This is a genomic window from Streptomyces sp. NPDC059787, assembly GCF_042732315.1.
Classification (GTDB): Bacteria; Actinomycetota; Actinomycetes; order Streptomycetales; family Streptomycetaceae; genus Streptomyces; species Streptomyces atrovirens.
The window spans coordinates 18,174-44,944 of record NZ_JBHWHX010000030.1; the positions used below are offsets into that span (position 1 = coordinate 18,174).

Annotated in this window: 22 protein-coding genes; 10 read left to right on the top strand and 12 right to left on the bottom strand. The window is 72.0% G+C overall.

What is annotated here, in order from left to right:
- Positions 1–40: 40 nt before the first annotated feature.
- Entirely contained in the window at positions 41–3,322 is a 3,282-nt protein-coding gene (locus ACFV5H_RS25525) for a BTAD domain-containing putative transcriptional regulator (protein ID WP_385197432.1), read from the top strand.
- On the opposite strand, the gene ACFV5H_RS25530 is transcribed toward ACFV5H_RS25525, so the two are convergent.
- From ACFV5H_RS25530 to panB, 3 genes are all read right to left on the bottom strand, one after another.
- Positions 3,323–4,141: an ABC transporter permease gene (locus ACFV5H_RS25530; RefSeq protein ID WP_385048440.1), complete on the bottom strand. Its 819-nt coding sequence runs from the start codon at positions 4,139–4,141 to the stop codon at positions 3,323–3,325.
- Positions 4,138–5,166, bottom strand: a complete 1,029-nt coding sequence (locus tag ACFV5H_RS25535; RefSeq protein WP_201263093.1) for an ATP-binding cassette domain-containing protein — start codon at positions 5,164–5,166, stop codon at positions 4,138–4,140. Before ACFV5H_RS25535 ends, ACFV5H_RS25530 begins: the two co-directional genes overlap by 4 nt.
- A 333-nt stretch (positions 5,167–5,499) precedes the next feature.
- Positions 5,500–6,378 carry a 3-methyl-2-oxobutanoate hydroxymethyltransferase gene (panB, locus tag ACFV5H_RS25540; protein WP_385048437.1) on the bottom strand — a complete coding sequence of 293 codons (879 nt, stop codon included), beginning with the start codon at positions 6,376–6,378 and terminating at the stop codon, positions 5,500–5,502.
- A gap of 191 nt (positions 6,379–6,569) precedes the next feature.
- Between panB and ACFV5H_RS25545 the strand changes: the two genes are divergently transcribed.
- The 3 genes from ACFV5H_RS25545 (at position 6,570) to ACFV5H_RS25555 (ending at position 10,096) form a co-directional block, all read left to right on the top strand.
- Positions 6,570–8,165, top strand: coding sequence for an MFS transporter (locus ACFV5H_RS25545; protein WP_385197433.1), 1,596 nt, complete (start codon positions 6,570–6,572; stop codon positions 8,163–8,165).
- A 76-nt stretch (positions 8,166–8,241) separates the two neighbouring features.
- Complete coding sequence (locus ACFV5H_RS25550; RefSeq protein WP_385048432.1) at positions 8,242–8,862, top strand: TetR/AcrR family transcriptional regulator; 621 nt, start codon at positions 8,242–8,244, stop codon at positions 8,860–8,862.
- A 184-nt stretch (positions 8,863–9,046) separates the two neighbouring features.
- The gene (locus ACFV5H_RS25555) at positions 9,047–10,096 is read left to right on the top strand and encodes an endonuclease/exonuclease/phosphatase family protein (protein WP_385197434.1); all 1,050 of its coding nucleotides are present in this window, start codon (positions 9,047–9,049) and stop codon (positions 10,094–10,096) included.
- A gap of 83 nt (positions 10,097–10,179) precedes the next feature.
- Here the strand turns inward: ACFV5H_RS25555 and ACFV5H_RS25560 are convergent, their stop codons facing one another.
- From ACFV5H_RS25560 to ACFV5H_RS25570, 3 genes are read right to left on the bottom strand one after another with little or no spacing between them, the layout of a single operon-like run.
- Positions 10,180–11,946, bottom strand: coding sequence for an NAD+ synthase (locus tag ACFV5H_RS25560; protein ID WP_385048427.1), 1,767 nt, complete (start codon positions 11,944–11,946; stop codon positions 10,180–10,182).
- A gap of 49 nt (positions 11,947–11,995) precedes the next feature.
- Positions 11,996–12,619, bottom strand: coding sequence for a DUF305 domain-containing protein (locus ACFV5H_RS25565; RefSeq protein WP_385197435.1), 624 nt, complete (start codon positions 12,617–12,619; stop codon positions 11,996–11,998).
- On the bottom strand, positions 12,616–13,281 hold the full coding sequence (locus tag ACFV5H_RS25570; protein ID WP_385048422.1) for a DUF3105 domain-containing protein: 666 nt from the start codon (positions 13,279–13,281) through the stop codon (positions 12,616–12,618). Before ACFV5H_RS25570 ends, ACFV5H_RS25565 begins: the two co-directional genes overlap by 4 nt.
- Before the next feature lie 266 nt (positions 13,282–13,547).
- Here ACFV5H_RS25570 and ACFV5H_RS25575 point away from each other — a divergent pair, with 266 nt between their 5' ends.
- Complete coding sequence (locus ACFV5H_RS25575; RefSeq protein WP_344565026.1) at positions 13,548–13,991, top strand: Rrf2 family transcriptional regulator; 444 nt, start codon at positions 13,548–13,550, stop codon at positions 13,989–13,991.
- 223 nt (positions 13,992–14,214) lie between these two features.
- Positions 14,215–15,576, top strand: coding sequence for a glutamine synthetase family protein (locus tag ACFV5H_RS25580; protein WP_385048419.1), 1,362 nt, complete (start codon positions 14,215–14,217; stop codon positions 15,574–15,576).
- Positions 15,577–15,841: 265 nt separating this feature from the next.
- On the opposite strand, the gene ACFV5H_RS25585 is transcribed toward ACFV5H_RS25580, so the two are convergent.
- Positions 15,842–16,399 (bottom strand): DinB family protein, encoded by a 558-nt coding sequence (locus tag ACFV5H_RS25585; RefSeq protein ID WP_385048416.1) that lies wholly within the window; start codon positions 16,397–16,399, stop codon positions 15,842–15,844.
- A 304-nt stretch (positions 16,400–16,703) separates the two neighbouring features.
- Between ACFV5H_RS25585 and ACFV5H_RS25590 the strand changes: the two genes are divergently transcribed.
- The gene (locus ACFV5H_RS25590) at positions 16,704–18,254 is read left to right on the top strand and encodes a polysaccharide lyase family 1 protein (RefSeq protein WP_385048413.1); all 1,551 of its coding nucleotides are present in this window, start codon (positions 16,704–16,706) and stop codon (positions 18,252–18,254) included.
- A gap of 170 nt (positions 18,255–18,424) precedes the next feature.
- Here the strand turns inward: ACFV5H_RS25590 and ACFV5H_RS25595 are convergent, their stop codons facing one another.
- The 4 genes from ACFV5H_RS25595 to ACFV5H_RS25610 all read right to left on the bottom strand — a co-directional run bounded on the left by ACFV5H_RS25595 (position 18,425) and on the right by ACFV5H_RS25610 (position 21,153).
- Complete coding sequence (locus ACFV5H_RS25595; protein WP_385048410.1) at positions 18,425–19,189, bottom strand: DUF3618 domain-containing protein; 765 nt, start codon at positions 19,187–19,189, stop codon at positions 18,425–18,427.
- The gene (locus ACFV5H_RS25600; protein WP_385048407.1) at positions 19,165–19,593 is read right to left on the bottom strand and encodes a phage holin family protein; all 429 of its coding nucleotides are present in this window, start codon (positions 19,591–19,593) and stop codon (positions 19,165–19,167) included. Before ACFV5H_RS25600 ends, ACFV5H_RS25595 begins: the two co-directional genes overlap by 25 nt.
- A 1-nt stretch (position 19,594) precedes the next feature.
- Positions 19,595–20,227: a hypothetical protein gene (locus ACFV5H_RS25605; RefSeq protein ID WP_385197437.1), complete on the bottom strand. Its 633-nt coding sequence runs from the start codon at positions 20,225–20,227 to the stop codon at positions 19,595–19,597.
- Positions 20,228–20,409: 182 nt separating this feature from the next.
- The gene (locus ACFV5H_RS25610) at positions 20,410–21,153 is read right to left on the bottom strand and encodes a TetR/AcrR family transcriptional regulator (RefSeq protein ID WP_385048402.1); all 744 of its coding nucleotides are present in this window, start codon (positions 21,151–21,153) and stop codon (positions 20,410–20,412) included.
- Between the two features lie 188 nt (positions 21,154–21,341).
- On the opposite strand from ACFV5H_RS25610, the gene ACFV5H_RS25615 reads away from it, so the two are divergent.
- Together ACFV5H_RS25615 and ACFV5H_RS25620 are read left to right on the top strand one after the other, a co-directional pair.
- A complete protein-coding gene (locus ACFV5H_RS25615; RefSeq protein WP_385197439.1) occupies positions 21,342–22,544 on the top strand; it encodes an adenylate/guanylate cyclase domain-containing protein in 1,203 nt (400 codons plus the stop codon).
- Positions 22,531–23,022: a Pycsar system effector family protein gene (locus ACFV5H_RS25620; RefSeq protein ID WP_385048396.1), complete on the top strand. Its 492-nt coding sequence runs from the start codon at positions 22,531–22,533 to the stop codon at positions 23,020–23,022. The genes ACFV5H_RS25615 and ACFV5H_RS25620 overlap by 14 nt, the downstream gene beginning before the upstream one ends.
- A 52-nt stretch (positions 23,023–23,074) precedes the next feature.
- Here ACFV5H_RS25620 and ACFV5H_RS25625 read toward each other — a convergent pair whose 3' ends face one another.
- Complete coding sequence (locus ACFV5H_RS25625; protein ID WP_385048393.1) at positions 23,075–23,515, bottom strand: VOC family protein; 441 nt, start codon at positions 23,513–23,515, stop codon at positions 23,075–23,077.
- A gap of 241 nt (positions 23,516–23,756) precedes the next feature.
- Between ACFV5H_RS25625 and ACFV5H_RS25630 the strand changes: the two genes are divergently transcribed.
- Positions 23,757–26,756, top strand: coding sequence for a bifunctional [glutamine synthetase] adenylyltransferase/[glutamine synthetase]-adenylyl-L-tyrosine phosphorylase (locus tag ACFV5H_RS25630; RefSeq protein WP_385048390.1), 3,000 nt, complete (start codon positions 23,757–23,759; stop codon positions 26,754–26,756).
- The last annotated feature ends 15 nt before the right edge of the window (positions 26,757–26,771 follow it).

Below are 26,771 nucleotides of genomic sequence, written 5' to 3' on the forward strand. Positions count from 1 at the left end.
CGACCGGGCCCCGTGACCCCTGCCACCACCACCGGAGACAATGGACCCCGTGCGCTACCGCATCCTCGGCACCACCCAGGCACTCCGTCCCGACGGCACCGTCGTCCCCGTCGGCGGGGCGCGGCTGCGCGCCCTGCTGACCGTGCTCGCCCTGCGGACCGGGCGCACCGTGCCCGTGGGCCTGCTGGTCGACGAGGTCTGGGGGGACGCCGATCCGCCGGCCGACGCCACCGGGGCGCTCCAGGCCCTGATAGGGCGGCTGCGCCGGACGCTCGGCGCGGACCAGATCGCCTCCGTCGACGGCGGCTACCGGCTGACCGCCGCGCCCGACGACATCGACCTGCACCGTTTCGAGCGGCTGGCCGGCGACGGCCTGCGCGCCCTCGCCGACGGCGACCCGGCGAAGGCGGCCGTCGTCCTCGACGACGCCCTCGCCCTGTGGCGCGACCCCGCCCTCACCGGCCTGCCCGACCGCACCGCCGACGCGGCCCGCCTGCAGACCCGGCACCTGGACGTGCTGCGCGCCCGGCACACCGCCGCCCTCGCCCTCGGCGACGCCGAGCAGTCCCTGCCCGAGCTGACCGCGCTGTGCGACGGTCACCCCCTCGACGAACCCCTCCAGGCGCTGCGGCTGCGCGCCCTGCGCGACACGGGCCGCACCGCCGAGGCGCTGGCCGCCTACGAGGACGTACGACGTCTGCTCGCGGACCGTCTCGGCTCCGACCCCGGCACCGAACTGCGCGCACTGCACGCCGAGTTGCTGAAACCCGGGCCGGCGACCGGAACCCGGGCCGGCGCGTCGCCCGGCAACCTGCGGGCCCGGCTGACCTCGTTCGTCGGCCGGGAGGCCGACATCGAGACCATCCGCGCCGACCTCGCCGCCGCCCGCCTGGTGACCCTGCTCGGACCGGGCGGGGCCGGCAAGACCCGGCTGTCGCAGGAGGCCGCCGAGACCGTACGGCAGACCCTCCCCGACGGCGTGTGGCTCGCCGAACTCGCCCCGGTCGACGACCCCGACGCCGTCCCCGAGGCCGTCCTCACCGCCGTCGGCGCCCGCGAGACCGTGCTCTACGGCGCCGGCGCCGAGAGCATACGGGCCGTCACCGACCGGCACGACGACCCGGTGGAGCGCCTCGCCGAACACTGCGGCCCGCGCCGCATGCTGCTGATCCTGGACAACTGCGAGCACGTCGTCGAGGCCGCCGCCCACCTCGTCGAGGCGCTGCTGGAACGCTGCCCCCGGCTCACCGTCCTCGCCACCAGCCGCGAACCCCTCGGCGTGCGCGGTGAGTTGCTGCGGCCGGTGGAGCCGCTGCCCGAGCCGGTCGCGCTGCGCCTGCTCGCCGACCGGGGTGCCGCCGCCCGCCCCGGTTTCCGCATCGACGCCGACGACGACACCACGGCGGCCTGCGCGGAGATCTGCCGCCGCCTCGACGGACTGCCGCTGGCCATCGAACTCGCCGCCGCCCGGCTGCGGATGCTCACCCCGCGCCAGATCGCCGACCGGCTCGACGACCGCTTCCGGCTGCTCACCTCCGGCAGCCGCACCGTCCTCCCCAGGCAGCAGACCCTGCGGGCCGTCGTCGACTGGTCCTGGGACCTGCTCGACGCGGACGAACGCGACGTGCTGGGCCGCCTTTCGGTCTTCGCGGGCGGCTGCGACCTCGCCGCCGCCGAGGCCGTCTGCGGACCGGCCGCGCTCGACGCGCTCGGCTCCCTCGTCGACAAGTCCCTGGTGGTGGCCGCCCCTTCGGGCGACGGCGAGATGCGCTACCGGCTCCTGGAGACCGTCGCCGAGTACGCCGGCGAACGCCTCGACGAGTCCGGCCGGCGCCCGGAGGCCGAGCGGGCGCACCTGACGTACTTCCGTGAAGTCGCCCGCACCACCGAGCCGATGCTGCGCGGCCCGGACCAGCCGGCCGCCATCGCACTCCTGGAGCGGGAGTACGAGAACGTGCGCACGGCCCTGCGCCACGCCCTCGCCCTGCGCGACGAGCAGGAGGCCCTCTGCATCACCCTGTCGCTCGTCTGGTACTGGCAGATGCGCGACCTGCGCATCGAGGCCCGCAACTGGTGCTCCGAGGTCATGACCCTCGCCCCCGACCCGTTCACCGAACCCGTACAGCCCGCCGTCCCGCTGTGGGAGCGCTGCACCGACGCCCCGCCCCCGATGACCGGCGAACTCCTCGCCGAGGCCCGGCGCGGGGTACACCTGGCCCATCTCGCCCACATGGACACCGAACTCGACGACTGGCAGACCCCGCAGGCACAGCACAAGCTGCGTCTCGTCGGCGCGACGTACGAGCCGGGCATGCCGCAGGCCTGCCGGCCGCCCGGACTGCTCTGGATCTTCGCCGTGATGCTGACCGGCGACATGGAGCGGCTGCGCCACGTGGTCGACGCGGCCATCCGCACCTGCCGGGAGAACCCCGGATTCGAATGGGAGCTGGCCTCCAACCTCCAACTGCGCGCCAACTTCCTGGCCAACCGCAGCGACTGGGCCGGCGACGCGCGCCGCGACGCCGACGAGGCACTGGAGATCCACTGCCGGCTCGGCGACACCTGGGGCATCGCCGAGGCCCTCTCCGCGCGCGGCGAGGCCCTCGAACGCGCCGGAGCGTACCGGGACGCCGCCGCGGACTACGAGGCGGCGATCGAGCACGCCGACCGTCTCGGCGCCCGTGCCCACACGGCCATCCTCACCGCCCGGCTGGGCAGCGCGCTGCTGGAGGCGGGTGAGGCGGAGCGCGGTGAGCGGCTGCTGCGCGAGGTCATCGACGACACGCGCGGCCGGCATGTCGAGGCCCTGCCCGCCGCCCGGCTCTTCCTGACCGGCCGGCTGTGCACGACCGGTCGTACGGCGGAGGCCCGGGAGCATCTGCGGGCCCTGCGCGAGGAGTTCCGCATCGCGCACTACGTCGTCTTCGACGCGTTCATCCTCGGTGCCGAGGGCTGGCTGGAGGTGGCCGACGGCAACGACGAGCAGGCCCTGGTGATCATCCGCGAGGCGATCCGGCAGGCGGGCGATCCGCTGTCCGCCGCCATGGCCCCCCACATGCGCTCGGCGTACGTCACCCTGGGCGCCCTCGCCCTCGCCGGACTCGACGGCGGACGGCACGCCCGGGACGCGGCCCGCTGCCTCGGCGCCGCCGACTCCTGGCTGCCGCCCGAGCACCACGCCGGGCAGGTGGAACGCGAGGCGCGCGCACGCGCCGAGACGCGCGTCCGGGCGGCACTCGGCGACACGGCGTACGCCACCGCGTACGCCGAGGGCGCCGGCCTCTCCCCGGAGGAGGCCGCCGCCCTGCTCGAACCGGCGTGATCAGCTCTTCGTACGGAACTTGTGGATCGCGACCGGTGCCATCACCGCCGTGATCCCCACCGACCAGGCCAGTGTCATCCACAGGTCGTGGGCGACCGGGCCGCCCACCATCAGCCCGCGCGCGGCGTCCGCGAGCGCGGACAGCGGGTTGACCTGGGTGAAGGACTCCAGCCAGCCCGGCATCGACTGGGTCGGCGCGAAGATCGACGAGCCGAACTGCAGCGGCATCAGCACCAGGAAGCCCATCGCCTGCACCGACTGCGCGTTCTTCATCACCACACCCAGCGTGAGGAAGATCCACATCAGCGCCGAGCCGAACACCGCGGACAGTCCCACGGCGGCGAACAGTCCCGGCCAGTTGTTGATGTCGAAGCCGACGAGCACACCGACGACCATCAGGATGGCGGTGGCGATCAGCATCCGCACCATCTCGACCGAGATCTTCGCGAACAGCACCGAGCCGCGCCCGATCGGCAGCGACCGGAAGCGGTCCATGACCCCGGTGTTGAAGTCCTGGTTGAACCCGGTGCCCACCCCTTGGGCCATGTTCATGCCCATCATGGCCATCAGACCGGGCACGATGTACTGCACGTACGCCTCCTGTCCGCCGCCCAGCGACTGCCCGATGGAGCCGCCGAAGACGTACACGAACAGCAGGGTGAAGACGATCGGGAACAGCACGGCGTCGAACATCGACTCCGGGTCCTGCCGTATCCACAGCAGATTGCGGCGCACGAGCGCCCCGGTGTGCCGCAGATGGGCACGCAACGGGATCCGCGCGTCCGCGCGGAGGTCGGCGGTGGCGGTGGCGGCACTCATACGGCGACGACCTCCTCGTGGGTCTCGGCGGGTACGGCGTCCTGCGGGGCACTGGCGCGGTGGCCGGTGAGGGACAGGAACACCTCGTCCAGGCTGGGCAGTTCGGTGGTGATGGAGCTGAGGGTGATGCCGCGCGCGGTGACCGCGCCGACCACGGCGGTCAGTTGCTCGTCACTCAGCACCGGGACGAGCACGGCACCCCGCTCGGTGTCCACGGTGGTCGTGGCGAGCCCGGTGATGCCCAGCGTGTCGAGGGCGTCCGCCAGTGGGCGCAACTGCAGCGGGTCGGCCGGGCGGACCCGCAGCGTACGGCCGCCGACCTTGGCCTTCAGCTCCTCGATGCCGCCGCTCGCGATGACCTTGCCCCGGTCCACGACGGTCAGCTCGGAGGCGAGCTGTTCGGCCTCCTCCATGTACTGGGTGGTCAGCAGCACCGTCACCCCGTCCCCGACCAGCCGCTTGACCTCGTCCCACACCTCGTTGCGGGTACGGGGGTCCAGTCCCGTGGTCGGCTCGTCCAGGTACAGCACGGCCGGCCGGCCGATCATCGAGGCGGCCAGGTCGAGGCGCCGCCGCATACCGCCCGAGTAGGTGGCCGCAGGCCGGCGGGCCGCCTCGGTGAGCGAGAACCGCTCCAGCAGCTCGTCGGCGCGGGACCGCGCCTCCTTGCGGGACAGGTCGAGCAGCCGCCCGATCAGATACAGGTTCTCCCACCCCGGAAGCTTCTCGTCCACGGAGGCGTACTGCCCGGTCAGCCCGATCACCCGGCGCAGCTGCCTCGGCTGGCGCACCACGTCGTACCCCGCGACGGTGGCGTGCCCGGCGGTCGGCGTGAGCAGGGTGGACAGGATCCGTACGAGCGTGGTCTTCCCGGCCCCGTTCGGCCCGAGCACCCCCATCACGGTGCCCTCCCGCACATCCAGGTCGACACCGTCCAGCGCCTTGGTCCCGCCGTAGTGCTTGACCAGCCCCCGCACGGTGACGGCGCTCCCCGCGCCCCCCAGGTCCTTGTCGTTTCGCGTCATGCCGAGAACTGTCCCAACCCCCACCGACAAACCCCCGACATCCCACCGACAGCCCTCCTACGCCCTCCGCGGGCAGCCTCATGCCGCGTCAGCCGCGGGCAGTCGTGCCGCCGTACCCACCGTTCCCGCGGGCAGTCGTGCCGCTGGGGCGGCACGGGTGGGCGGTGGGGGCACCTCCCGCTCGAGCGGAGCCGAGAGTGGGGGAGGCACCCCGCAAGCGCCGGGTTGCGCAACACCCCCGCCCGGCCCCGGACATGCGCCGGCCCCGCCGACGGGGGAAGATCGACGGGGCCGACAGGTGGTGCGACAGTGGCTCAACAGCAGCGGAGCTGCTCAGTGCACGGAGTGCGCTTCCTCCGGGAAGGTCCCGCCCACCACATCCTCGGCGAACGCCTTCACCGCCCCGCTCATGACCTCACGCAGATCGGCGTACCGCTTCACGAACTTCGGCACCCGCCCCCCCGTCAGCCCCAGCATGTCGGTCCACACCAACACCTGCGCATCCGTCCGAGGCCCGGCCCCGATCCCGACGGTCGGGATGTGCAGCACCCGGGTCACCTCGGCCGCCAGCTCCGCCGGCACCAGCTCCAGCACCACCGCGAACGCCCCCGCGTCCTGCACGGCCTTCGCGTCCCGCAGCAGCTGCTGCGCCGCCTCCTCGCCCCGCCCCTGCACCCGGTAACCCATCGCGTTCACCGACTGCGGCGTCAGCCCGATGTGGGCCATCACCGGGATCCCGGACTCCACCAGCAGCTCGATCTGCCGGTGCGACCGCTCGCCGCCCTCCAGCTTCACGGCGCCGACACCGGCCTCCTTCACCAGCCGGGTCGCCGAGCGCAGCGCCTGCACCGGACCCTCCTGGTAGGAGCCGAAGGGCAGGTCGCCCACGATCAGCGCGCGCGAGGTACCGCGTACGACCGCCGCCGACAGCATGGTCATCTCGTCGAGGGTCACGGGCACGGTGGTCTCGTACCCGAGGTGGCAGTTACCGGCCGAGTCACCGACGAGCATGACCGGGATGCCGGCCTCGTCGAACACGGACGCGGTCATCGCGTCGTACGCGGTGAGCATGGGCCACTTCTCGCCGCGCTCCTTGGCGGCGGCGATGTCGCGGACAGTGATACGGCGCGTGCCCTTGCCCCCGTACAGCGTCGCTCCGCCGGAGGGGGAACCGGACGTCGTCCCGGTCTGGGCAGCCGAAAGCTGCGTCATTGAACCGTCTCCCAACACGTCATCTCGAGGCGCCCTGACGGCGTCCCCGGACCACGTCCATGGTGGCACCTCGCCCCGGCGAGGGCCAGAGGACCCCCTGTGAGTTCCGCCGTGCAATATTCCGGCAAGTTCTGGGCAAAACGTTTACGATACGAGACGGTTCCGTATCGTAATTCACTACTCTGGGCCACATGACTTCTCCTGCCGCCCCTGCCCGCCACCGGGTCCCGGAAGCCGTGCACCGGCGCCGTTGGGCGATCCTCGGCGTGCTGATGCTGAGCCTGCTGATCGTCGTACTCGACAACTCGATCCTGAACGTCGCCATCAAGACGATCTCCACCCCCGCCCCCACCGGCCTGGGCGCCACCCAGAGCGAGCTGGAGTGGGCGATCAACGCCTACACGCTCGTCTTCGCCGGTCTGCTCTTCAGCGCGGGACTCCTCGGCGACCGGCTCGGCCGCAAGAAGGTGCTGATCGGCGGTCTCGTCGTGTTCGGCGTCGGCTCGGCGCTCGCCGCGTTCTCCGGCTCACCGGCCGAGCTGATCGGCTTCCGCGCGGTGATGGGCCTGGGGGCCGCGTTCGTCATGCCGGCCACCCTGGCCGTCCTGATGAACGTCTTCGAACGCGACGAGCAGCCCAAGGCCATCGGCATCTGGGCGGGCGGCGTGGGCCTCGCCATCGCCATCGGCCCGATCACCGGCGGATTCCTCCTGGACCACTTCTGGTGGGGCTCGGTCTTCCTCGTCAACGTGCCCATCGTCGTCCTCGCCGTCGCCCTGATGCTGTGGCTGGTCCCCGACTCCCGCGACCCGAACCCCGGCCGGATCGACCCCGTCGGCGTCGTCCTGTCCGTGACCGGACTGGTCCTGCTGGTCTACGGCATCATCAAGGGCGGCCAGCTCGCCGACTTCACCGACGTCACGGTGGTGTCGACGATCGGCGCCGGCCTCGCCGTACTCGCCGCGTTCGTGGTGTTCGAGAAGCGCAGCGACCACCCGTCCATCGACGTCACCTACTTCAAGAACAAGGTGTTCTCCGCCTCGGTCGTCGCGATCGCGCTGGTCTTCTTCGCGCTGATGGGCGTGACGTTCTTCGCCGTGTTCTACACCCAGAGCGTGCGCGGCTACTCGCCGCTGGAGACGGGCCTGCTGTTGCTTCCGCTGGCCGCCACACAGATGATCTTCGCGCCGCGGGCCCGCCTCCTGGTGGACCGCTTCGGCAACAAGGTCACCACGACCGCCGGCCTGCTGGTGCTCGCCGCGACACTGGCCGCGTTCGCCACCCTGGACGGGGACACGCCGATCTGGATCCTGGAGGCCGTCTTCTTCCTCATGGGCGCCGGCATGGCGCACGTCATGACACCGGTCAGCGTCGTCATCATGCAGGCGCTGCCCCGCGAGAAGGCCGGCTCCGCCTCCGCCCTCAGCAACGTCTTCCGCCAGGTCGGCGGCGCCCTCGGCATCGCCGTACTCGGCTCGGTGCTGTCCGCCGCCTACCGCAACGGCATCGAGGACGATCTCGGCCTGCTGCCGCCCGGCGTCCGGCACGCCGCCGGCGAGTCCATCGAGGCCACCCTGGCCGTGGCGGACCGGCTGGGCGCGCGCGGCGAGCCCCTGATCGGCGCGGCCGACGACGCGTTCCTGCACGCCATGCACGTCACCGCGCTGTGGGGAGCGGGCGTCGCGGTGCTGGGCGCGGTCGTCGTCGCCGTGTTCCTGCCCGGCCGTACGCCGACGTCCGAAGGGGACGAGGAGAAGCGGGAACTGATGCCGGCGACGGACCGATGACCCCCGGGCGGTGGACCGTCGCCACCGCCCACCGGGAGAATCGTCCCAGCCCACCCCGACGTAAGGACCCGACGACGTGATCCCGGCCGACACCGACCCCCGGCAGGACGGTCCCGCACGGGGCCGCCCCCGCAGCGAGGCGGTCGAACGCGCCATCATCGAGGGAGTGATGAAGCTCCTGGAGGACGGCGTGCCCCTCGCGGAGCTCTCCATCGAGCGCATCGCCCGCACCGCCGGCGTCGGCAAGGCCACCATCTACCGCCGCTGGAGCGGCAAGGAGCAGCTCCTCGTCGACGTCCTGCGCGCCGCCGAGCCCCCGGACCCCGAACTCCCCGGCACCTCCATGCGCGACGACCTCGTCGTCCTGCTGGAGTCCCTGCGCCTGCGCGGCCTGGCCGGCCGGACCTCGGCGATCCTGCACAACGTGCGCGCCCAGATGAAGAGCAGCCCCAACCTCTGGGCCGCCTACCACGACACCGTCATCCTGCCGCGCCGCCGGCTCGGCCTGGAGGTGCTGCGCCGGGGCCGGGAGAACGGCGAACTGCGCGCCGACGTCGACATGGAGATCCTCAACGACATCGTCGTGGGCCCCATCCTCGTCCGCACCGTCCTGCGCCCCGACGCCGACCTCCCGGACGACCTGGCCGAACAAGTCGTCGACACGCTCCTCCAGGGCCTACGCCCCGTCACCGGCTAGCCACGATGTGCGCGTTTGGTCACAGAGGGCGCTTTCACCACCCCCGCCCGGAACTCCCCGAGCGCCCCCGCGCGTCCTCGCCCCCGTACGGCCGTCGAGGGGCGGCAGGAACGGAACCGATCATCCCCTAGGGTCTTACGGACACGGGGGCGACGGTGTGCACGGCAGGTTGTGAGGCGACGGTATGGCGCGGCAGGCGTACATGACGGAGACGGACAACGGCGGTTCGGGGTCCGAGCCGCGGCCGACCCGGCTCCGGCGCCTGCGCGAGCGCCTCACCAGAGGCTGGGGCGACCGCCGCATCTGGCGCCGCGGCCTCGTCCTGGCCGCCTGCTCGGTCCTGACGGCCCTGGTCATGCTGGCCCACGGCCACATCCCGAACGCGATCGGCAACCTGGGCAGCCTGGTGGACACCTTCCTCCCCTGGGTGGGCCTGCTGATCCCCGTACTGCTCGTCCTCGGCCTGATCCGCAAGTCGGCGACGGCGCTGATCGCGACGATCCTGCCGGTGGCCGTCTGGCTGAACCTCTTCGGCAGCCTGCTCACCGACAAGACCGCCACGGGCGGCGACCTCACGGTGGCCACGCACAACGTCAACGCCGACAACCCGGACCCGTCCGCCACCGCCCGCGGCGTGGCCGCCTCGGGTGCGGATGTGCTGGCCCTGGAGGAGCTGAAGGCGTCGGCGGTCCCGACGTACGAGCGGGCGCTGGAGTCGACGTACGAGTACCACGAGGTGGTCGGCACCGTCGGGCTGTGGAGCAAGTACCCCCTGAGCGACGTGAAGGCGGTCGACATCCGCCTCGGCTGGAAGCGCGCGATGCGTGCCACGGTGGCCGCGCCGACCGGTCAGGTCGCCGTCTACGTCGCCCATCTCCCTTCCGTCCGGGTGAAGCTGGAGGCCGGTTTCACGGCCCGTCAGCGGGACAGGAGCGCCGACGCCCTGGGCGAGGCCATCGCCGACGAACCACTGCCGAACATCGTGCTGCTCGGCGACCTGAACGGCACGATGAACGACCGCGCCCTGAACGCCGTCACCTCCCAGATGCGCTCCACCCAGGGCGCCGTGGGCAGCGGCTTCGGCTTCAGCTGGCCGGCGTCGTTCCCGATGGCGCGGATCGACCAGATCCTGGTCAAGGGCGCCGAACCGGAGAGCTCCTGGACCCTCCCGGCCACGGCGAGCGACCACCTCCCCATAGCGGCCCGTGTGAGGGTCACCGCACAGGGCGACTGAGGATCCGGGCCGCAGGCGGGTCCGCGTACGGCGCGGACCCGCCCCACTCGCCGGCCGCGGTCGCGACGCGCGGCCCTCTCGCGTCAGACCGCCGGAAGAGCCCCCTCGCGCCAGCCGTTCGTGATCGGGAGGCGGCGGTCCTTGCCGAAGCCCTTCGGGGAGATCTTCGTGCCCGGCGGATACTGCCGCCGCTTGTACTCCGCCCGGTCCACCATCCGCAGGGTCTTCGTCACCAGCTCCGCGTCGAACCCGGCCGCGACGATCTCGTCCGCCCCCCGGTCCCGGTCCACGTACAGCGCCAGGATCGCGTCCAGCACCGGATAGTCCGGCAGCGAGTCCGTGTCCACCTGCCCCGGCCGCAGCTCCGCGCTCGGCGGCTTGGAGATCGAGTTCTCCGGGATCGGCGGCGTCTGCCCCCGCTCCGCCGCCGCCCGGTTGCGCCACTCGGCCAGCCGGAACACCGACGTCTTGTACACGTCCTTGATCGGCCCGTACGCCCCGACCGAGTCCCCGTACAGCGTCGAGTACCCCACCGCCAGCTCCGACTTGTTCCCCGGCGCCAGCACGATGTGCCCCTCCTGGTTGGAGATCGCCATCAGCAGCGTGCCCCGCAGCCGCGACTGCAGGTTCTCCTCCGCCAGCCCCGTCAGCCCCAGCGCCCCCATGTACGCGTCGAACATCGGCTCGATCGCCACGGTCCGGTAGTTCAGCCCCGTCCGCCGCGCCAGCTCCGCCGCGTCGTCCTTCGAGTGCTCGGACGAGTACTTCGACGGCATCGACACGCCGTACACGTTCTCCGCCCCCACCGCGTCACAGGCGAGAGCGGCGACCAGCGCCGAGTCGATCCCCCCGGACAGCCCGATCAGCACCGACCGGAACCCGTTCTTCTCGACGTACGCCCGCAGCCCCACGACCAGCGCGGAGTACACCTCCTCGTCGTCGTCGAGCCGCGAGGCGTACCCTCCGGCCGACGAGGCGTCGTACGCGGGCACGGGCTCCTCCGACAGCACGACCCGGTCGATCCGCAGCCCGTCGTCGACGACCCCCGTCGGCGCGTCGGCCTCCGCGAGGGGCAGTTCGAGGTCGACCACGACACACGCCTCGGCGAACTGCGGCGCACGCGTCACGACGCCGCCGTCACGGTCCACGACGATCGAGTCCCCGTCGAAGACCAGCTCGTCCTGCCCGCCCATCATCGCGAGGTACGCGGTCGTGCACCCGGCCTCCTGCGCCCGCTTGCGCACCAGCTCCAGCCGGGTGTCGTCCTTGTCCCGCTCGTACGGCGAGGCGTTGATCGACAGCAGCAGCCCGGCCCGGGCCGACCGCGCCGCCGGCACCCGCCCCCCGTCCTGCCACAGGTCCTCACAGATGGCGAGGGCGACATCGACCCCGCGCACCCGCACCACCGGCATGGTGTCGCCGGGCACGAAGTACCGGAACTCGTCGAAGACGCCGTAGTTCGGCAGGTGGTGCTTGGCGTAGCTCAGCACCACCTCACCCCCGTACAGCACGGCGCCCGCGTTCTGCGGCGCACCGGCCGGCTGCCCGTACTTCGGCTGGGCGGCGGCGCTGCGGTCGAGGTATCCGACGATCACCGGAAGCTCCCCGAACCCCTCCTCGGCGAGCCGCGCGGCCAGCGAGCGCAGCGCCGCCCGCGAGGCCTCCACGAAGGACGACCGCAGGGCGAGATCCTCGACGGGGTACCCGGTCAGCGCCATCTCGGGGAACGCCACGAGGTGCGCTCCCTGCTCGGCGGAGTGCCGGGTCCGGCGGACGATCGTTTCGGCGTTGCCGGCGAGGTCGCCGACGCTCGAGTCGATCTGGTTCAGGGCGAGACGTAGTTGAGGCACGGGCCCAGTGTAATCGTCAAAGCGACGCGATGTCCCGGAGCCCCGTCCGCTACGGCCGGGCAGCCGCCCCCCGCTCCTCCAGCATCCCCGCCATCAGCGCGATCTCGGACTCCTGCCCCTCCACCATCCCCCGGGCGAGCCGCTTCTCGACCCTCACCCCACACGCACGGACGCACGCCTGGGCCATGTGCACCCCACCCTTGTGGTGGTCCGTCATGAGCTGCAGATAGAAGACCTCGGCCCGCTCCCCGCTCAGCGACCCCAGCCGCTCCATCTCGGCGTTGGTCGCCATCCCCGGCATCAGCGCCCCGTCCTTGCCGGAGGCCGTGTCCCCCATGCCCATCCAGGTCATCGGCGGATCGGCGGACACCTTGGGCAGCTCCCACAGGTCGAGCCAGCCCAGCAGCATGCCCCGCTGGTTGGCCTGCGTCTGGGCGATGTCGTAGGCGAGCCGCCGGACCTCCTCGTCGTCCGTGCGGTCCCGTACGACGTACGACATCTCGACGGCCTGCTGATGGTGCACGGCCATGTCCCGGGCGAACCCGGCGTCCGCGGACTCCGCGGTCGGGACCGCGTCCGAGGACCCCTCGTCCCCCGCCACCGCGTAGGTGATCGCCCCGGTCGCGACCAGCGCCAAGGCCGCGGCCCCCGCGATCAGCCCGACCTGCCTCACTTGGACAGCCCGTTGGTGCAGGCGGCCCCCGGCTCGGGCGTCTGCTCCCCCTGGACGAACTTCTCGAAGAACGCGTCCAGGTTCGGATCGTCCGCACCGGTCACCGTGCGCTGGTGCCCCCAGGCGGACAGCATGACCGGGTCCTTCTGGCCGTCCACCGGACTCATCAGCGTGTACGGCGTCTTCTTCACCTTCGCCGCGAGCGCGTCGACGGCGGCCTTGTCGGCCGAGGCGTTGTACGTCACCCACACGGCGCCGTGCTCCAGCGAGTGCACGGCGTTGGTGTTGTTGATCTCGTCGGTGTAGACGTCCCCGTTGCAGTTCATCCACACCGGGTTGTGGTCACCGCCCACCGGAGGCGAGACGGGGTAGTCCACGGCCTTGGTCACGTGGTTGCGCCCCAGTTCACCGTCCCACTTGCGCACGCCGTCGTCGCCCGTGACGAACTTGCCCGAGTTCTTCGAGTCGCTCGCCGCGCTGCCGCCGTCGTCGTCCGACTGGGACTGGACGAGCACCACACCGCCGGCGACGAGCCCCACGACGACCACCACACTGGCGGCGATGGTGAGGATGCGGGCGCGACGCTCGCGGGCCTTCTCGGCACGCCGCATCTCCTCTATGCGCGCCGAACGTGCCGAGCTGCTCTTCTTGGCGGAGCCCATGGGAGTGTCCTTCGGGGGAGTGGGACGAACGGGTCAGCTGATCGTAATAGGGGAGAGGGGGAGAGCCGTAGGGTTCACGGACAACGGAACCGGACCGCACCACATGGATCCGGACCTCACAGATCCGGACCTCACAGATCCGCACCACATGGATCCGCACCACATAGGGCCGGATTCCACGGATCCGCACCCCGCGGAGCCGGACCCCGCAGAGCCGCACCCCAGAAAACTTGAACCCAAGATGCGTATTACCTACGCTCTCTGCCATGCGGCTCCTCCGCTCCACAGACCTGGCCCTCCGCGTCCTCATGCGCCTCGCCGTGGCCGGCGACTCCAACCCGACGACGCGCGACGTCTCGGAAGCCATGGACGTGCCCTACACGCACGCCGCGAAGGTGGTCGCCGAGCTCCAGCACATGGGTCTGCTGACGGCCCGCCGCGGCCGGGGCGGCGGGCTGGGCCTCACGGAGGAGGGCCGTACCGCCTCGGTGGGCGCGGTGGTCCGGGCCTTCGAGGGCGAGGGGGACGTCGTCGACTGCGAGGGCACCGCCACCTCGTCCCCCTGCCCGCTGAACTCGGCCTGTCGGCTGCGCGGCGCCCTGCGCGGGGCCCAGGAGGCGTTCTTCGCCTCGCTGGACCCGGTCACGGTGGCGGACATCGTCTCGGCCCCCACCGGCCCCCTCCTGCTGGGCATCTCCCCGCGGCCGTGAGCCGCCCGTTACGGATGTCGGCCCGAGCGGGCAAGATGGGCCCCGGAGCGGTACAGCGGTACACCTGTCGTGTGCGAGCTGTTCGAGCCACGGCAAGCCGTCCGATCAAGGTCGGCAACGCGTATGAAACGCTGGTGTGGTGGGATGCTCGCAATGCCCGGCCGTCTCCCCGGGACGCGGGAGCGGACAGGCGGCCTGACCGGCAAGGATGGGGAAGCGGAAGATGGACAAGCAGCAGGAGTTCGTGCTCCGGACGTTGGAGGAGCGCGACATCCGGTTCGTGCGCCTGTGGTTCACCGACGTGCTGGGCTTCCTCAAGTCCGTGGCCGTCGCCCCCGCCGAGCTCGAACAGGCGTTCGATGAGGGGATCGGCTTCGACGGCTCCGCCATCGAGGGCTTCGCCCGGGTGTACGAGTCCGACATGATCGCCAAGCCGGACCCGTCGACGTTCCAGATCCTCCCCTGGCGCGCCGAGGCCCCCGGCACGGCCCGCATGTTCTGCGACATCCTCATGCCGGACGGCTCCCCGTCCTTCGCGGACCCGCGCTTCGTCCTCAAGCGCGCCCTGGCCCGCACCTCCGACCTGGGCTTCACCTTCTACACCCACCCGGAGATCGAGTTCTTCCTGCTGAAGGACAAGCCGCTGGACGGCAGCCGCCCGACCCCCGCGGACAACTCCGGCTACTTCGACCACACCCCGCAGAACGTCGGCATGGACTTCCGCCGTCAGGCGATCACCATGCTGGAGTCGATGGGCATCTCGGTGGAGTTCTCCCACCACGAGGGCGCCCCCGGCCAGCAGGAGATCGACCTCCGTTACGCGGACGCGCTCTCCACGGCGGACAACATCATGACGTTCCGCCTGGTCATGAAGCAGGTGGCCCTGGAGCAGGGCGTCCAGGCGACCTTCATGCCCAAGCCGTTCTCCGAATACCCCGGCTCCGGCATGCACACCCACCTCTCCCTCTTCGAGGGCGACCGCAACGCGTTCTACGAGTCCGGCGCGGAGTACCAGCTCTCCAAGGTGGGCCGCTCCTTCATCGCGGGCCTGCTGCGGCACGCGGCGGAGGCCTCGGCGGTCACCAACCAGTGGGTCAACTCCTACAAGCGCATCTGGGGCGGCACGGAACGCACGGCGGGCGCCGGCGGCGAGGCCCCGTCGTACATCTGCTGGGGCCACAACAACCGCTCGGCGCTGGTCCGCGTGCCCATGTACAAGCCCGGCAAGACCGGTTCGGCGCGCGTGGAGGTCCGCTCCATCGACTCCGGCGCCAACCCGTACCTGACCTACGCCGTCCTGCTGGCCGCCGGCCTGAAGGGCATCGAGGAGGGCTACGAGCTCCCGCCGGGCGCCGAGGACGACGTATGGGCCCTGTCCGACGCGGAACGCCGCGCGCTGGGCATCGAGCCCCTGCCGCAGAACCTGGGCGAGGCCCTGACCCTGATGGAGCGCAGCGACCTGGTCGCCGAAACCCTCGGCGAGCACGTCTTCGACTTCTTCCTGCGCAACAAGCGCCAGGAGTGGGAGGAGTACCGCTCGGAGGTCACGGCCTTCGAGCTCCGCAAGAGCCTGCCGGTGCTGTAGGCGCGGCCGGGAGCGGACGCCCGGCCGTCCGCCCGCGGGCCCGCCACCTCGCACGGGGCGAGCGGCCGTGGGTTCGCCACCTCGCACGGGGCGAGCGGCCGTGAGTCCGAGATCCCGCACGGGACGAGCGGCCGTGAGTCCGAGATCCCGCGCGCGGTGGGCAGCCGTGGGCCCGCACGGGGCGGACAGCGGCGGGCCCGCGCCCCCCGCACGGGGGCGTATCGCCGCAGGCCCGCGTGGACCCGCCCCGGCGGACCAACGGGCGTCAGCCCATGCTCTTCGCGCCGTCCAGGGACTCACGGATGATGTCGGCGTGGCCGGCGTGCTGAGCGGTCTCGGCGATGATGTGCATCAGCACCCTGCGGGCCGACCACTTCGCGCCGGACTCGAACCACGGGGCCTTCGGCAGCGGCCACGCGGCCTCCAGGTCGGGCAGGGCGACGACCAGGTCATCGGTCCGGCGGGCCACGTCGGCGTACTCGGCCAGCACACCGGCCAGCGTCTCGCCGGGCAGCATCCGGAACTCGTCGGCCCGCCGGGCCCAGTCGGCCTCGGTCATGGCGGTGAAGTCCCCCATCGTCGATGGGCCGTCCAGGATGAAGTCCACCCAGTTCCGCTCGACCGCGGTGACGTGCTTGATCAGACCGCCCAGGCAGAGCTCGCTGCTCGTGGTCCGCAGCCCGGCCTGTTCGTCGGTGAGGTCACGGGTGGTGAAGCGCAGGAAGTGCCGGTGCTTGGCGAGCGTCTCCAGCAGGTCGGCGCGCTCACCGGTCACCGCCGGGGCCTCGGCGGAGTCGCTGGTGGTCAGCTCGTTCACGGTCATGGATCTGCCTTCCGTAGTTCCTGTTCCGCGGTCGAGGACCACGCTAGAAACGATGTAGGACAGATCGTGGCCTAAAGGGCGCGCACCTGCCCCGGGGAAACGGAAGCATTACTTCCGTAACTGCGCGGAACCTTGCCAGTCCCTCGAATGTGGCCCTACTGTCGCGGCAGACATCAAGAAAGCGCTTTCTCGCCGATGGGTCGGCTCACCCCCGCCTCCCCTCATCGGTAGCACTGACATGCCCATGACATGAAACGGCTCGGTGCGGAACGCCCGGCACACGAGAGTGAAAGGCGAGACGAGAATGAAGCGATCAGTCGCAGTGCGACTCTCCGCGTTACTGGCCGCGGGAGCCCTCGCGGCAGCGACCGGTTTGACCCTGTCCACCTCCACGGCATCCGCCGCGACCGGCGGTGTCACCGGCTACGCGACCCAGAACGGCGGGACCACCGGCGGCGCGGGCGGCCAGACGGTCCGTGCCACCACCGGCACCGCGATCCACCAGGCCCTGTGCGGCCGGGCCAGCAGCTCCACCCCGATCATCATCCAGGTCGAGGGCACCATCAACCACGGCAACACCGCCAAGGTGTCCGGCAGCAGCTGCAACACCGCCGCCGGCGTGATCGAGCTCAAGCAGATCAGCAACGTCACGATCGTCGGTGTCGGCAACGGCGCGGTCTTCGACCAACTGGGCATCCACATCCGGGAGTCCAGCAACATCATCATCCAGAACGTGACGGTCAGGAACGTCAAGAAGTCCGGCTCGCCCACGTCGAACGGCGGCGACGCCATCGGCATGGAAAGCGGTGTCCGCAACGTCTGGGTCGACCACACCACGCTGGAGGCGTCCGGCGGTGAGTCGGAGGGCTACGACGGCCTCTTCGACATGAAGGACAACACCCAGTACGTGACGCTGTCCTACAGCACCCTGCGCAACTCCGGCCGCGGCGGCCTCATCGGCTCCAGCGAGAGCGACACCTCGAACGGGTACGTCACGTTCCACCACAACCTGTACGAGAACCTCGACTCCCGTACGCCCCTGCTGCGCGGCGGCATCGCGCACATCTACAACAACCACTACAAGAACCTGAACGAGTCCGGGATCAACTCCCGGGCAGGCGCCCGCGCCAAGGTGGACAACAACTACTTCGAGGACTCCAAGGACGTCCTCGGTACGTTCTACACCGACGCGGCCGGTTACTGGCAGGTCAGCGGCAACATCTTCGACAACATCACCTGGTCCGAGCGGGAGGGCGACAACAACCCGGCCGGTCCGAACCCGACGTCGAACACCTCGGTCGGCATCCCGTACGCGTACACCCTCGACGCGGCCAACTGCGTACCGGGCGTGGTGAGCCAGACGGCGGGCGCCAACAAGGGCCTGAAGGTCTCCGACGGCAGCTGCACCCCGCAGAGCCCGGACCCGACCGACCCCGACCCGACGGACCCGGACCCGGACCCGACCGACCCGGACCCCACCGACCCGCCCACCGGCACCAACCTCAGCCTCGGCGCGGGTGCCGACGGCTCCTCCAAGGCCTCCGGGACGAGCTACGGCAACGTCGTCGACGGCAGTACGAGCACGTACTGGTCGCCGTCCGGCTCGACCGGCTCCGTCTCGGTCAAGTGGGGCTCGGCCACCACCGTCTCCAAGATCAACGTCAGGCAGGCGTCGGGCTCGGGCACCATCGGCTCCTACCGCGTCCTCAACCACGACACGGGCGCCGTCCTGGCCTCCGGCAGCGGAGCGGGCGTCATCAGCTTCTCCGCGACCTCCCTGAAGAAGATCACCTTCGAGATCACCAGCGCCTCGGGCACCCCGAGGATCGCCGAGTTCGAAACGTACGCGAGCTGACCCGCACCGGGGGCCGTCCTCGCGGCGGCCCCCGGTCCCAGCCGGCGTGACGCGTCACGAAGCGGGCCCACGTCGCCGCCGTGAGGACGGGACGGGGACCGCCGGGACCGGTCGGCCGGAGCCCCGCCTCCGTACCCGTGCGGGCGCCGGAGGCAGGGCCGCCGCGTCGCTCACGCCGGACCGGACCGGCGGCCGGCCTCGTCCTTGAGGCTGCGGCCGGAGTCCTTGGCCTGGTCGGTGACCTGGCCGGCCTGGTCGCGGGCCTCGTCCTGGGTGGTGCGGGCCGCCTGTTGCGCGGTGTCCTTCACCTCCGCGGCCGCGCTCTGCGTGACCTCCTTGGCGCCTTCCTTCAGGTGCTGCGCGGACTCGCCGGCGGCCTGCTTCACCGGCTCCAGCGCCTCGGCGCCGCGCTCCATCAGCTCGGACGCCTTCTGCCGCTCCTTCTCGGAGGCGGGCACCATCGAGGCGGCCAGCAGGCCGACGCCGAAGGCGATCAGGCCGGCGGCCAGCGGGTTGCCCTGCGTCTGGCGGCGGGCCGTCTCGGGTGTCTGCTGGACGGCCTGTCCCGCCTGACCGGCGACCTCACGCGCCGAGTCGGCCGCCCGTCCGGTGCCCTCCTGCACCGAACCGGCCGCCGACTGCACGGACTCGGCCGCCGAGCCCGCCGCCGACTGCACCGACTCGGCCGCCGAACCGGCCGCCGACTGCACCGAGTCGGCCGCCGACCGGGCGGTGTCGGCCATGCCGTGCGCCGTGTACGAGGCGGTGCCCATGACGCGGTCACGGACGCCCGACACCGTGCGGCGCATCCTCGCCCTGCGGCGGCGGGCCATGCGGCGCGGGCTGGCCCGGTCGGCGAGCCGGTCCACGTCCGCGGACAGCTGGTTGCGGGTGGCCGCGATCTCGGCCCTCATTTGGTCGGGTGACGTGCCCATTCCGCGTCCTCCTTCAGGGTTTGGACGGTGTGCTCGGGCTTCGGCGAGACGGTGCGCATCTTCGCGCGGCCCTTCTGGTACAGCACGGCCGCGGCGACGGCCCACAGCGCGGCGATGATCAGCGCGGCCCAGCCCTCGTCCATCACACTGGCCAGACCGAACATGGCCGCCAGCGACAGGAACAGCAGGACCATGTAGGCGGCGAAGCCGGCACCGCCGTACATCCCGGCCGCCTTGCCCGCCTTGGTGCCCTCCTCCTTGACCTCGGCCTTGGCCAGCTCCACCTCCTGACGGAAGAGGACCTGGAGGTCGGAGGTCACCCGGGACAGCAGCTCACCCGCGGACCGCTCCCCTTCGTACGGCTCGGCCGAGCGGGCCCGGGACAGCGGTGACATCGTGGCCATCTCACGCCTCCGGGAACGGGCGGCCCGGCGTGCCGAGGCTCGGCGGAGTGGACGGCGCGGGCGGTGCGGTCCCCGGCGGGGGAGCGACCGGCAGGGCCTCGGGAGCCGGGGCCGCGGTGATCCGCCGCTGCCCGTTCCCGTCGGCCCGGGAGGCCGTCTGCGTCACCTTCGCCAGGCGTCCGACGGCCAGTCCGGCCAGCAGCGCGCCGCCGAGGAAGACGCCGGGACGGCGCCGGGCGAAGCCCTGGAGGTCGGCGGCGATGCCTTCGACCCCCTGCCGCTCCAGATAGTCGGCCGCCCGCATTCCCTTGTCGCCCGCGCGGGCCGCCATGCTGCGGGCGGGCGAGTCGCTCCCGGCGTGCGCGGCCAGGCCCGAGAAGTCGTTCGCCCACTGCCGCAGCGTGCCGGCCGCCCGCCTGGTCTGCCCGTCCGCCTCGTCCATGGCGCGGCCGCGCAGGTCCTCGATGACCGTACCGGCCTGCTGCCGCGCCTCGTCCACGACGGTCCGGGCCTGTTCCGCCGCGGTCCCCGCCACCTGGCCGGCGGCCTGCTTCGCCTGGCCGGCCGTCGCGGAGGTCTCTGCCTTGACCTTGTCTCCGGTACTCCCGGATCCGGTTCGTACGGACTCACTCATCGGCGGCTTCCCCTCATCGCATGTCGTGCGTGCGGCCCGTGTTCCCGATGACCCGGCGTGTACCGGAGGTCGCGCGTCGGGCACCACACGGAGCCGTCCGTCCCACTCCGAGTGGCCATTTGTCCATGCTTGACACGCTATGGAGGGAATTGCCGCTCCTCAAAAAGCGGATCCCCGTGAGGTCATCCCGGTTCCGGGGCGGGCGGATTCCTCCGTCGCTCCGGGGGGCACGCCACGCCCAGGAGTGCGAGCAGGTCGTCGACCATGTGCTCGAAGAGGGGGACGCAGTCGTCGAAGGCCGTGGCGAGGTGGCTGTAGACGGACATGCAGAGCAGCCCGTAGAGCTGACGCCAGCAGGTGACCATGAGCAGGGCGACGCCGGCCGGGAACTCCTGTCCGATCACGCGGCGGTACGCCAGCATCTGGGCGTGCAGCGCGGGGTCGATCTCGTCGTCGGACGGGAAGTCGAGTCCGCCCCGTTCCCAGAGCCGGCCGAACAGCTCCCCGAACAGGCCCCCCAGCCTCCGCGCGAGCACCTGGTCGACCGCGCTCTCCGCGGACAGGCGGGCGTGTCCCGCGCCCATGAGGAGGTCGAACTCGGCGGGGTGGGCGACGGACCAGTCGAGGACGGCACGGGTGGCGGCGTACAGCCGGGCGCCCAGGTCCTCGGGGTCCTCGCGCCGGACGGCCGCCGAGACGGCCGACACGAACTCGTCGGTCAGGTCTTCGCAGACCGCGAGGATCAGCCCCTTCCTGCCGTCGAAGTGCCGGTAGAGGGCCGGCGGGGAGACGCCGACGGCACGGGCCACCGCCGACAGGCTCAGACCCTCGACGCCGTGCGCCGCCGTGAGCCTGCGCGCCTCGTCCCTGGCCTCGCGCTCCAGCGCCGCGCGCATGCGCTCGCGGCGCGACGGCCCGGTCTGCATGCCTCTGCCTCCCTGATCGCATCGATGTTCGACGTTCGCAACCGAGTTCACGTCACTACATCACACGTCGGGTCATTCCTGGGCTTGCGGTGACAGGCGTTCGCATGGTTAATGGTATTAACGAAGTGACGGGTCGTCACTTCGGGGCGGCGGGCCGCCCACGGAACAGCACACGCATGGGGGTAGTCATGGCCACGGACCACTTCTCGCTCTTCCAGGAAGCGCTGAGCCACCAGGACCGTCCGCCGCGGGTGATCCTCTTCGCGGACCTCGCGGGCTCCACGGAGATGAAGGGGAAGACGGGGGAGGTCGGCTGGCTCCCCACGATCGGGAAGTTCCTGGACATCACCGCCCGGGCGGTCACCGAGCACGGCGGGACCGTGATCAAGTACCTGGGGGACGGCACCCTGGCCGCGTTCGACGGCGAGCGCGCGGCCGAGGCGATCTGCGCGGCCATCACCATCCAGGAGCTGCTGAAGGAGGAGAACAGCAAGGGCAGGGTCAACGACTGCCTCGCCACGGTCGGCATCGCGACCGGCCGGGTCGTCGAGTACGAGGCCCCGGGCGGCGGCCTGGACTACATCGGTTCCGTCGTCGACCTGGCCGCACGGCTGTGCAGCGCCGGAGCTCCCCAGGCGATCTGGGTCGACAGCGCGACCGTCGTCTCGGCCAACATGAGCAGGGTCAGCTCCGAGATGGGCCGGGTCCTGGAGTACTCCCCGGACGACTACCTCTCGGACGAGGAGAAGGTGGACCTCAAGGGGTTCGCCAAGCCGATCAAGTACCGCGAGGTGATCTGGCACCGGAAGGCGTTCGGTGTGAAGAACACCGTGCTGACCGAGGCCATCGACCGGGCCCAGACACAGGCGCACGTCCAGGTCCGGACCCAGGCGACGGTGCCCCCGCAGGCGGGCCCGCCCGCGAGGCCCGCCGACGCGACCCTCGACGGTACGGTCACCCGCTGGGACCCGGACCAGGGCCGGGGCTTCATCGCGACGGCCGGGCACGGTGACCACTACGTCGACCGGCGGTACATCTGCAACGAGCAGAACCTCACCGAGGGAGGCGCCGTGAGGTTCGTCCCGCTGGCGCCGCTCAAGGAGGGGCAGCGCCCGGTGGCGGGCTGCACGGTTCAGGAGGGGCACGAGATCCAGGGCACCTTCCAGCGCGTCCTGGCCGACAAGGGCTACGGCTTCGTCGAGGTGCGCGACGTGCGCGGCAACCAGCAGAACCTCTTCGTGTACCTGGGGGACGCGGCGGCCGGCCATCAGTTCGGGGAGCAGGTCCGCCTGGAGGTCCGCAGGAACTACAAGGGCATCTCGGGGCAGTTGGTCGGCGGAGGCGGGAGCGGGGTCGCGAGCGACAGCGGTGCCGGCAGTGACCTCATCTGACCTGCGGCTGCGGCCGGCACTGGCCGAGGTCCGCGCGGAGCTGAGCCGCGCGGACCAGAAGGCGGCGACGCTCCTGGCACTGTTCTCGGCGATCACGGCCGGGATCGCCGCCGCCCTCGGTGTCCGCCGGGCCGGTGTCTTCACGCTCTGGAACGGTGCGGAGTGGATGGCCTGGCTCGGTTTCGTCTGCCTGGCCGGCAGCCTCGTCCAACTGCTCGTCTGCGTCCGGCCCGGCGGTGTCTCCCGCCCGGCCGGCGGCGCCTACTTCCTGTTCTACGCCCAGTACGCGGGCCGACCGGGCGACCTGGTCGCCCACCTGTCCGCACAGGGGGACGCCGAGCTGGAGCGGTGCGCCCAACTCGTCGAACTGTCGGTCCTGGTGACACGCAAGTACAGAATGATCGCCCGCTCCGTCGACCTCCTGGGCTGCGCCCTCGCCCTGGTCGCCGGAGCGGTCCTGCTCGACGCGCTGCGCTGACGCCCCGCGCGGGCCGTGGTCTCCATGCAGTACATGTCGCTACGCGGGTGTCCTACGCCCCCGCCAGGTCCCCCAGCACCTTGTGCAGCGGCTCCGCCGCCCGTCGCCGGTACTCCTGTACCGCCCAGCCGTTGCCGTCCGGGTCCGTGAAGTACATGAAGGTGGCGCCGTCGGCCGGGGCGTACTCGACCGGGTCGGAGACGTCCAGGCCCCGGGCGGTCAGTTCCGCGTGGGCCGTCTTGATGTCGGCGACGCAGAGCTGGAGCCCCTGGTAGGAGCCGGGGGCCGGGGCGGGTCCCGGGGTCATCTCCCAGATGCTGTCGCCCAGGGCGATCGAGCAGCCGGAGCCGGGCGGGGTCAGCTGGACGATGCGCATGCCCGGCATGACCTCCTGGTCGATGTCGACGTGGAAGCCGACCTTGTCCCGGTAGAAGTCCCTGGCGCGGTCGATGTCGCTCACCGGGAGCGGGATCACTTCGAGGGTCATGTCCATGGAACAGCGACTCCTTCGTCGGCGTATCGGCTGCGCGTCGGCCGGACCGTCACCCGGTCCGGCCGGCCGGCTGTCCCCACCGAATCCGAAAACCGTCCGCCGCGCCACCGAAATGCCGACACAGGCACGTCTCATCGCGTCCCGGGCCGCAACCTCGTACTCCGGATAGGCTCATGGCCGTACGACCCTGATCCGAGGCATGTGCACCAGGCACAGGCACGAGGCACGAGGGAGGCCGGGGATGACGTCGGCGCCGGGGCGCAGGAGCAGTACCTTCACGCGGCTGCTGCGGCACGGCTTCACCGATCCGTCCGCCGCGGAGCGGCTGCTCGACAGCGCCGGACTCGCACTCGTGCGCAACGACCCCGTGCTGCTGGAAGCCCTCGGCGCCACCGCCGACCCCGATCTCGCGCTGCGGGGCCTGGTGCGGCTGCTGGAGGCGCAGGAGGGGCCCACCGCCCGCCAGGAGCTGCTGGACACGCTGATAGCCGCCAAGCCGCTGCGGGACCGGCTGCTCGGGGTGCTCGGCGCGTCCGAGGCACTCGCCGACCATCTGGCCCGGCACCCGAGCGACTGGCAGGCCCTCGTCACCTACGAGCCGCGCGACCTGCACCCGGGCGTCGAGGAGTTCGAACGGGGCCTCGCCGAGGCCGGCGACCCGGTCTCGCTGCGCGTCGCCTACCGGCGCTGTCTGCTGTCCATCGCCGCCCGTGACGTCTGCGGCACCATCGAGGTCGCCCAGACCGCCGCCGAGCTCGCCGACCTCGCCACCGCCACCCTGCGCGCCGCCCTCGCCCTCGCCGGGGCCGCCGCGCCCGAGGACGCCGCGCTGTGCCGGCTTGCGGTGATCGCGCTGGGCAAGTGCGGGGGACACGAGCTGAACTACGTCTCCGACGTCGACGTCGTCTTCGTCGGAGAGACGGTGGACGGGGCCGACGAGGACAAGGCGCTGCGCGCCGCGACCCGGCTCGCCGCGCACATGATGCGGATCTGCTCCGAGACCACCGTCGAGGGCTCCATCTGGCCCGTCGACGCCAACCTCCGCCCCGAGGGCCGCAACGGGCCGCTGGTGCGCACCCTCGCCTCCCACCTCGCCTACTACCAGCGCTGGGCCAAGACCTGGGAGTTCCAGGCGCTGCTCAAGGCCCGCCCGGTCGCCGGTGACCTCGCGCTCGGCGAGGAGTACGTCGCCGCTCTCCAGCCGCTGGTGTGGGGGGCCGCCGAGCGGGAGAACTTCGTCGCCGACGTGCAGAAGATGCGCCGCCGGGTGGTGGAGAACATCCCCGCCGCCGAGATCGACCGGCAGCTCAAGCTGGGCCCGGGAGGGCTGCGGGACGTCGAGTTCGCCGTGCAGCTGCTGCAACTGGTGCACGGGCGCGCCGACGGCTCCCTGCGCAGCGGCACCACCCTCGACGCGCTGAAGGCCCTCGCCGCCGGCGGCTACGTCGGCCGCGCGGACGCCGCCCAGCTCGACGACGCCTACCGCTTCCTGCGCTCCATGGAGCACCGCATCCAGCTCCACCGGCTGCGCCGCACCCACCTCGTCCCCGAGGACGAGGCCGACCTGCGCCGCCTGGGCCGCTCACTCGACCTGCGCACCGACCCGGTCGCCACCCTGACCCGGGAGTGGAAGCGGCACGCCTCCGTCGTACGGCGGCTGCACGAGAAGCTGTTCTACCGGCCGCTGCTCGACGCCGTCGCCGCGCTCGCCCCCGGCGAGGCCCGGCTCAGCGCCGAGGCCGCGCGGGAGCGGCTGATCGCGCTCGGGTACGCCGATCCGGCCGCCGCGCTGCGCCACCTGGAGGCGCTGGCGTCCGGTGTCACCCGCAAGGCCGCCATCCAGCGCACCCTGCTGCCGGTGCTGCTCGGCTGGTTCGCGGACTCCGCCGACCCGGACGCCGGTCTGCTCACCTTCCGCAAGGTCTCCGACGCGCTCGGCAAGACCCCCTGGTACCTGCGGCTGCTGCGCGACGAGGGCGCCGCCGCCGAGAACCTGGCCCGCGTGCTGTCCGCCGGACGGCTCGCCCCCGACCTGCTGATGCGCGCCCCCGAGGCGGTGGCGCTGCTCGGCGACGGGGGCGGCGGGCTCGAACCGCGGCCCCGCGCCCATCTGGAGCAGGAGATGCTCGCCGCGGTCCGCCGCGCCGACAACGCCGTCCAGGGCGTCACGGCCGCCCGCGGGGTGCGCCGCCGCGAACTGTTCCGTACGTCCGCCGCCGACATCGTCGGCTCCTACGGAACCGAGTCGCAGCCCGCCGAGGCCGACCAGGGCGCCCTGGTGGACCTGGTGGGCGGCGCGGTGTCCGACCTGACGGCCGCCACCCTCGCCGGCACGCTCCGCGCGGTGGTCCGCGAGGGCTGGGGCGACAGCCTCCCCACCCGGTTCGCGATCATCGGCATGGGCCGTTTCGGCGGGCACGAGCTGGGCTACGGCTCCGACGCGGACGTCCTGTTCGTGCACGAACCGCGCGACGGCGTGGACGAGCGGGAGGCCGCCGAGGCCGCCAACAAGGTGGTCGCCGAGATGCGCCGGCTGCTGCAGATACCGAGCGCCGACCCGCCCCTGCTGATCGACGCCGACCTGCGCCCGGAGGGCAAGTCAGGCCCGCTGGTGCGCACGCTGAAGTCGTACGAGGCGTACTACCGCCGCTGGTCGCTGGTGTGGGAGCGGCACGCGCTGCTGCGCGCCGAGCCCGTCGCCGGGGACGAGGACCTGGGCCGCCGCTTCACCGGGCTGATCGATCCGCTGCGCTATCCGGCCGCCGGGCTCGACGAGGAGGCCGTCCGGGAGATCCGGCGGCTGAAGGCCCGTATGGAGTCCGAGCGGCTGCCGCGCGGCGCCGACCCCAAGCTGCACGCCAAGCTCGGGCCGGGCGGGCTGTCCGATGTGGAGTGGACCGTGCAGCTCCTCCAGCTGCGACACGGCGCCCAGGAGCCGGGTCTGCGCACGACCCGCACACGGCAGGCGCTGGCCGCCGCCCGCGCGGCCGGGCTGATCTCCGAGGAGGACGCCTCCACCCTCGACGAGGCCTGGGTGCTCGCCACCCGCGTGCGCAACGCGGTGATGCTGGTCCGGGGCCGCGCCGGGGACACCTTCCCCACCGTCCCCCGCGAACTGGGCGCCGTCGGCCGCTACCTGGGCTACGGCCCCGGCCACGCCGGCGACATGCTCGACGCGTACCGGCGTACGGCACGACGGGCGCGGGGTGTGGTGGAGGAGCTGTTCTACGGGGGACTGTGACCCCCGGCGGGGCCC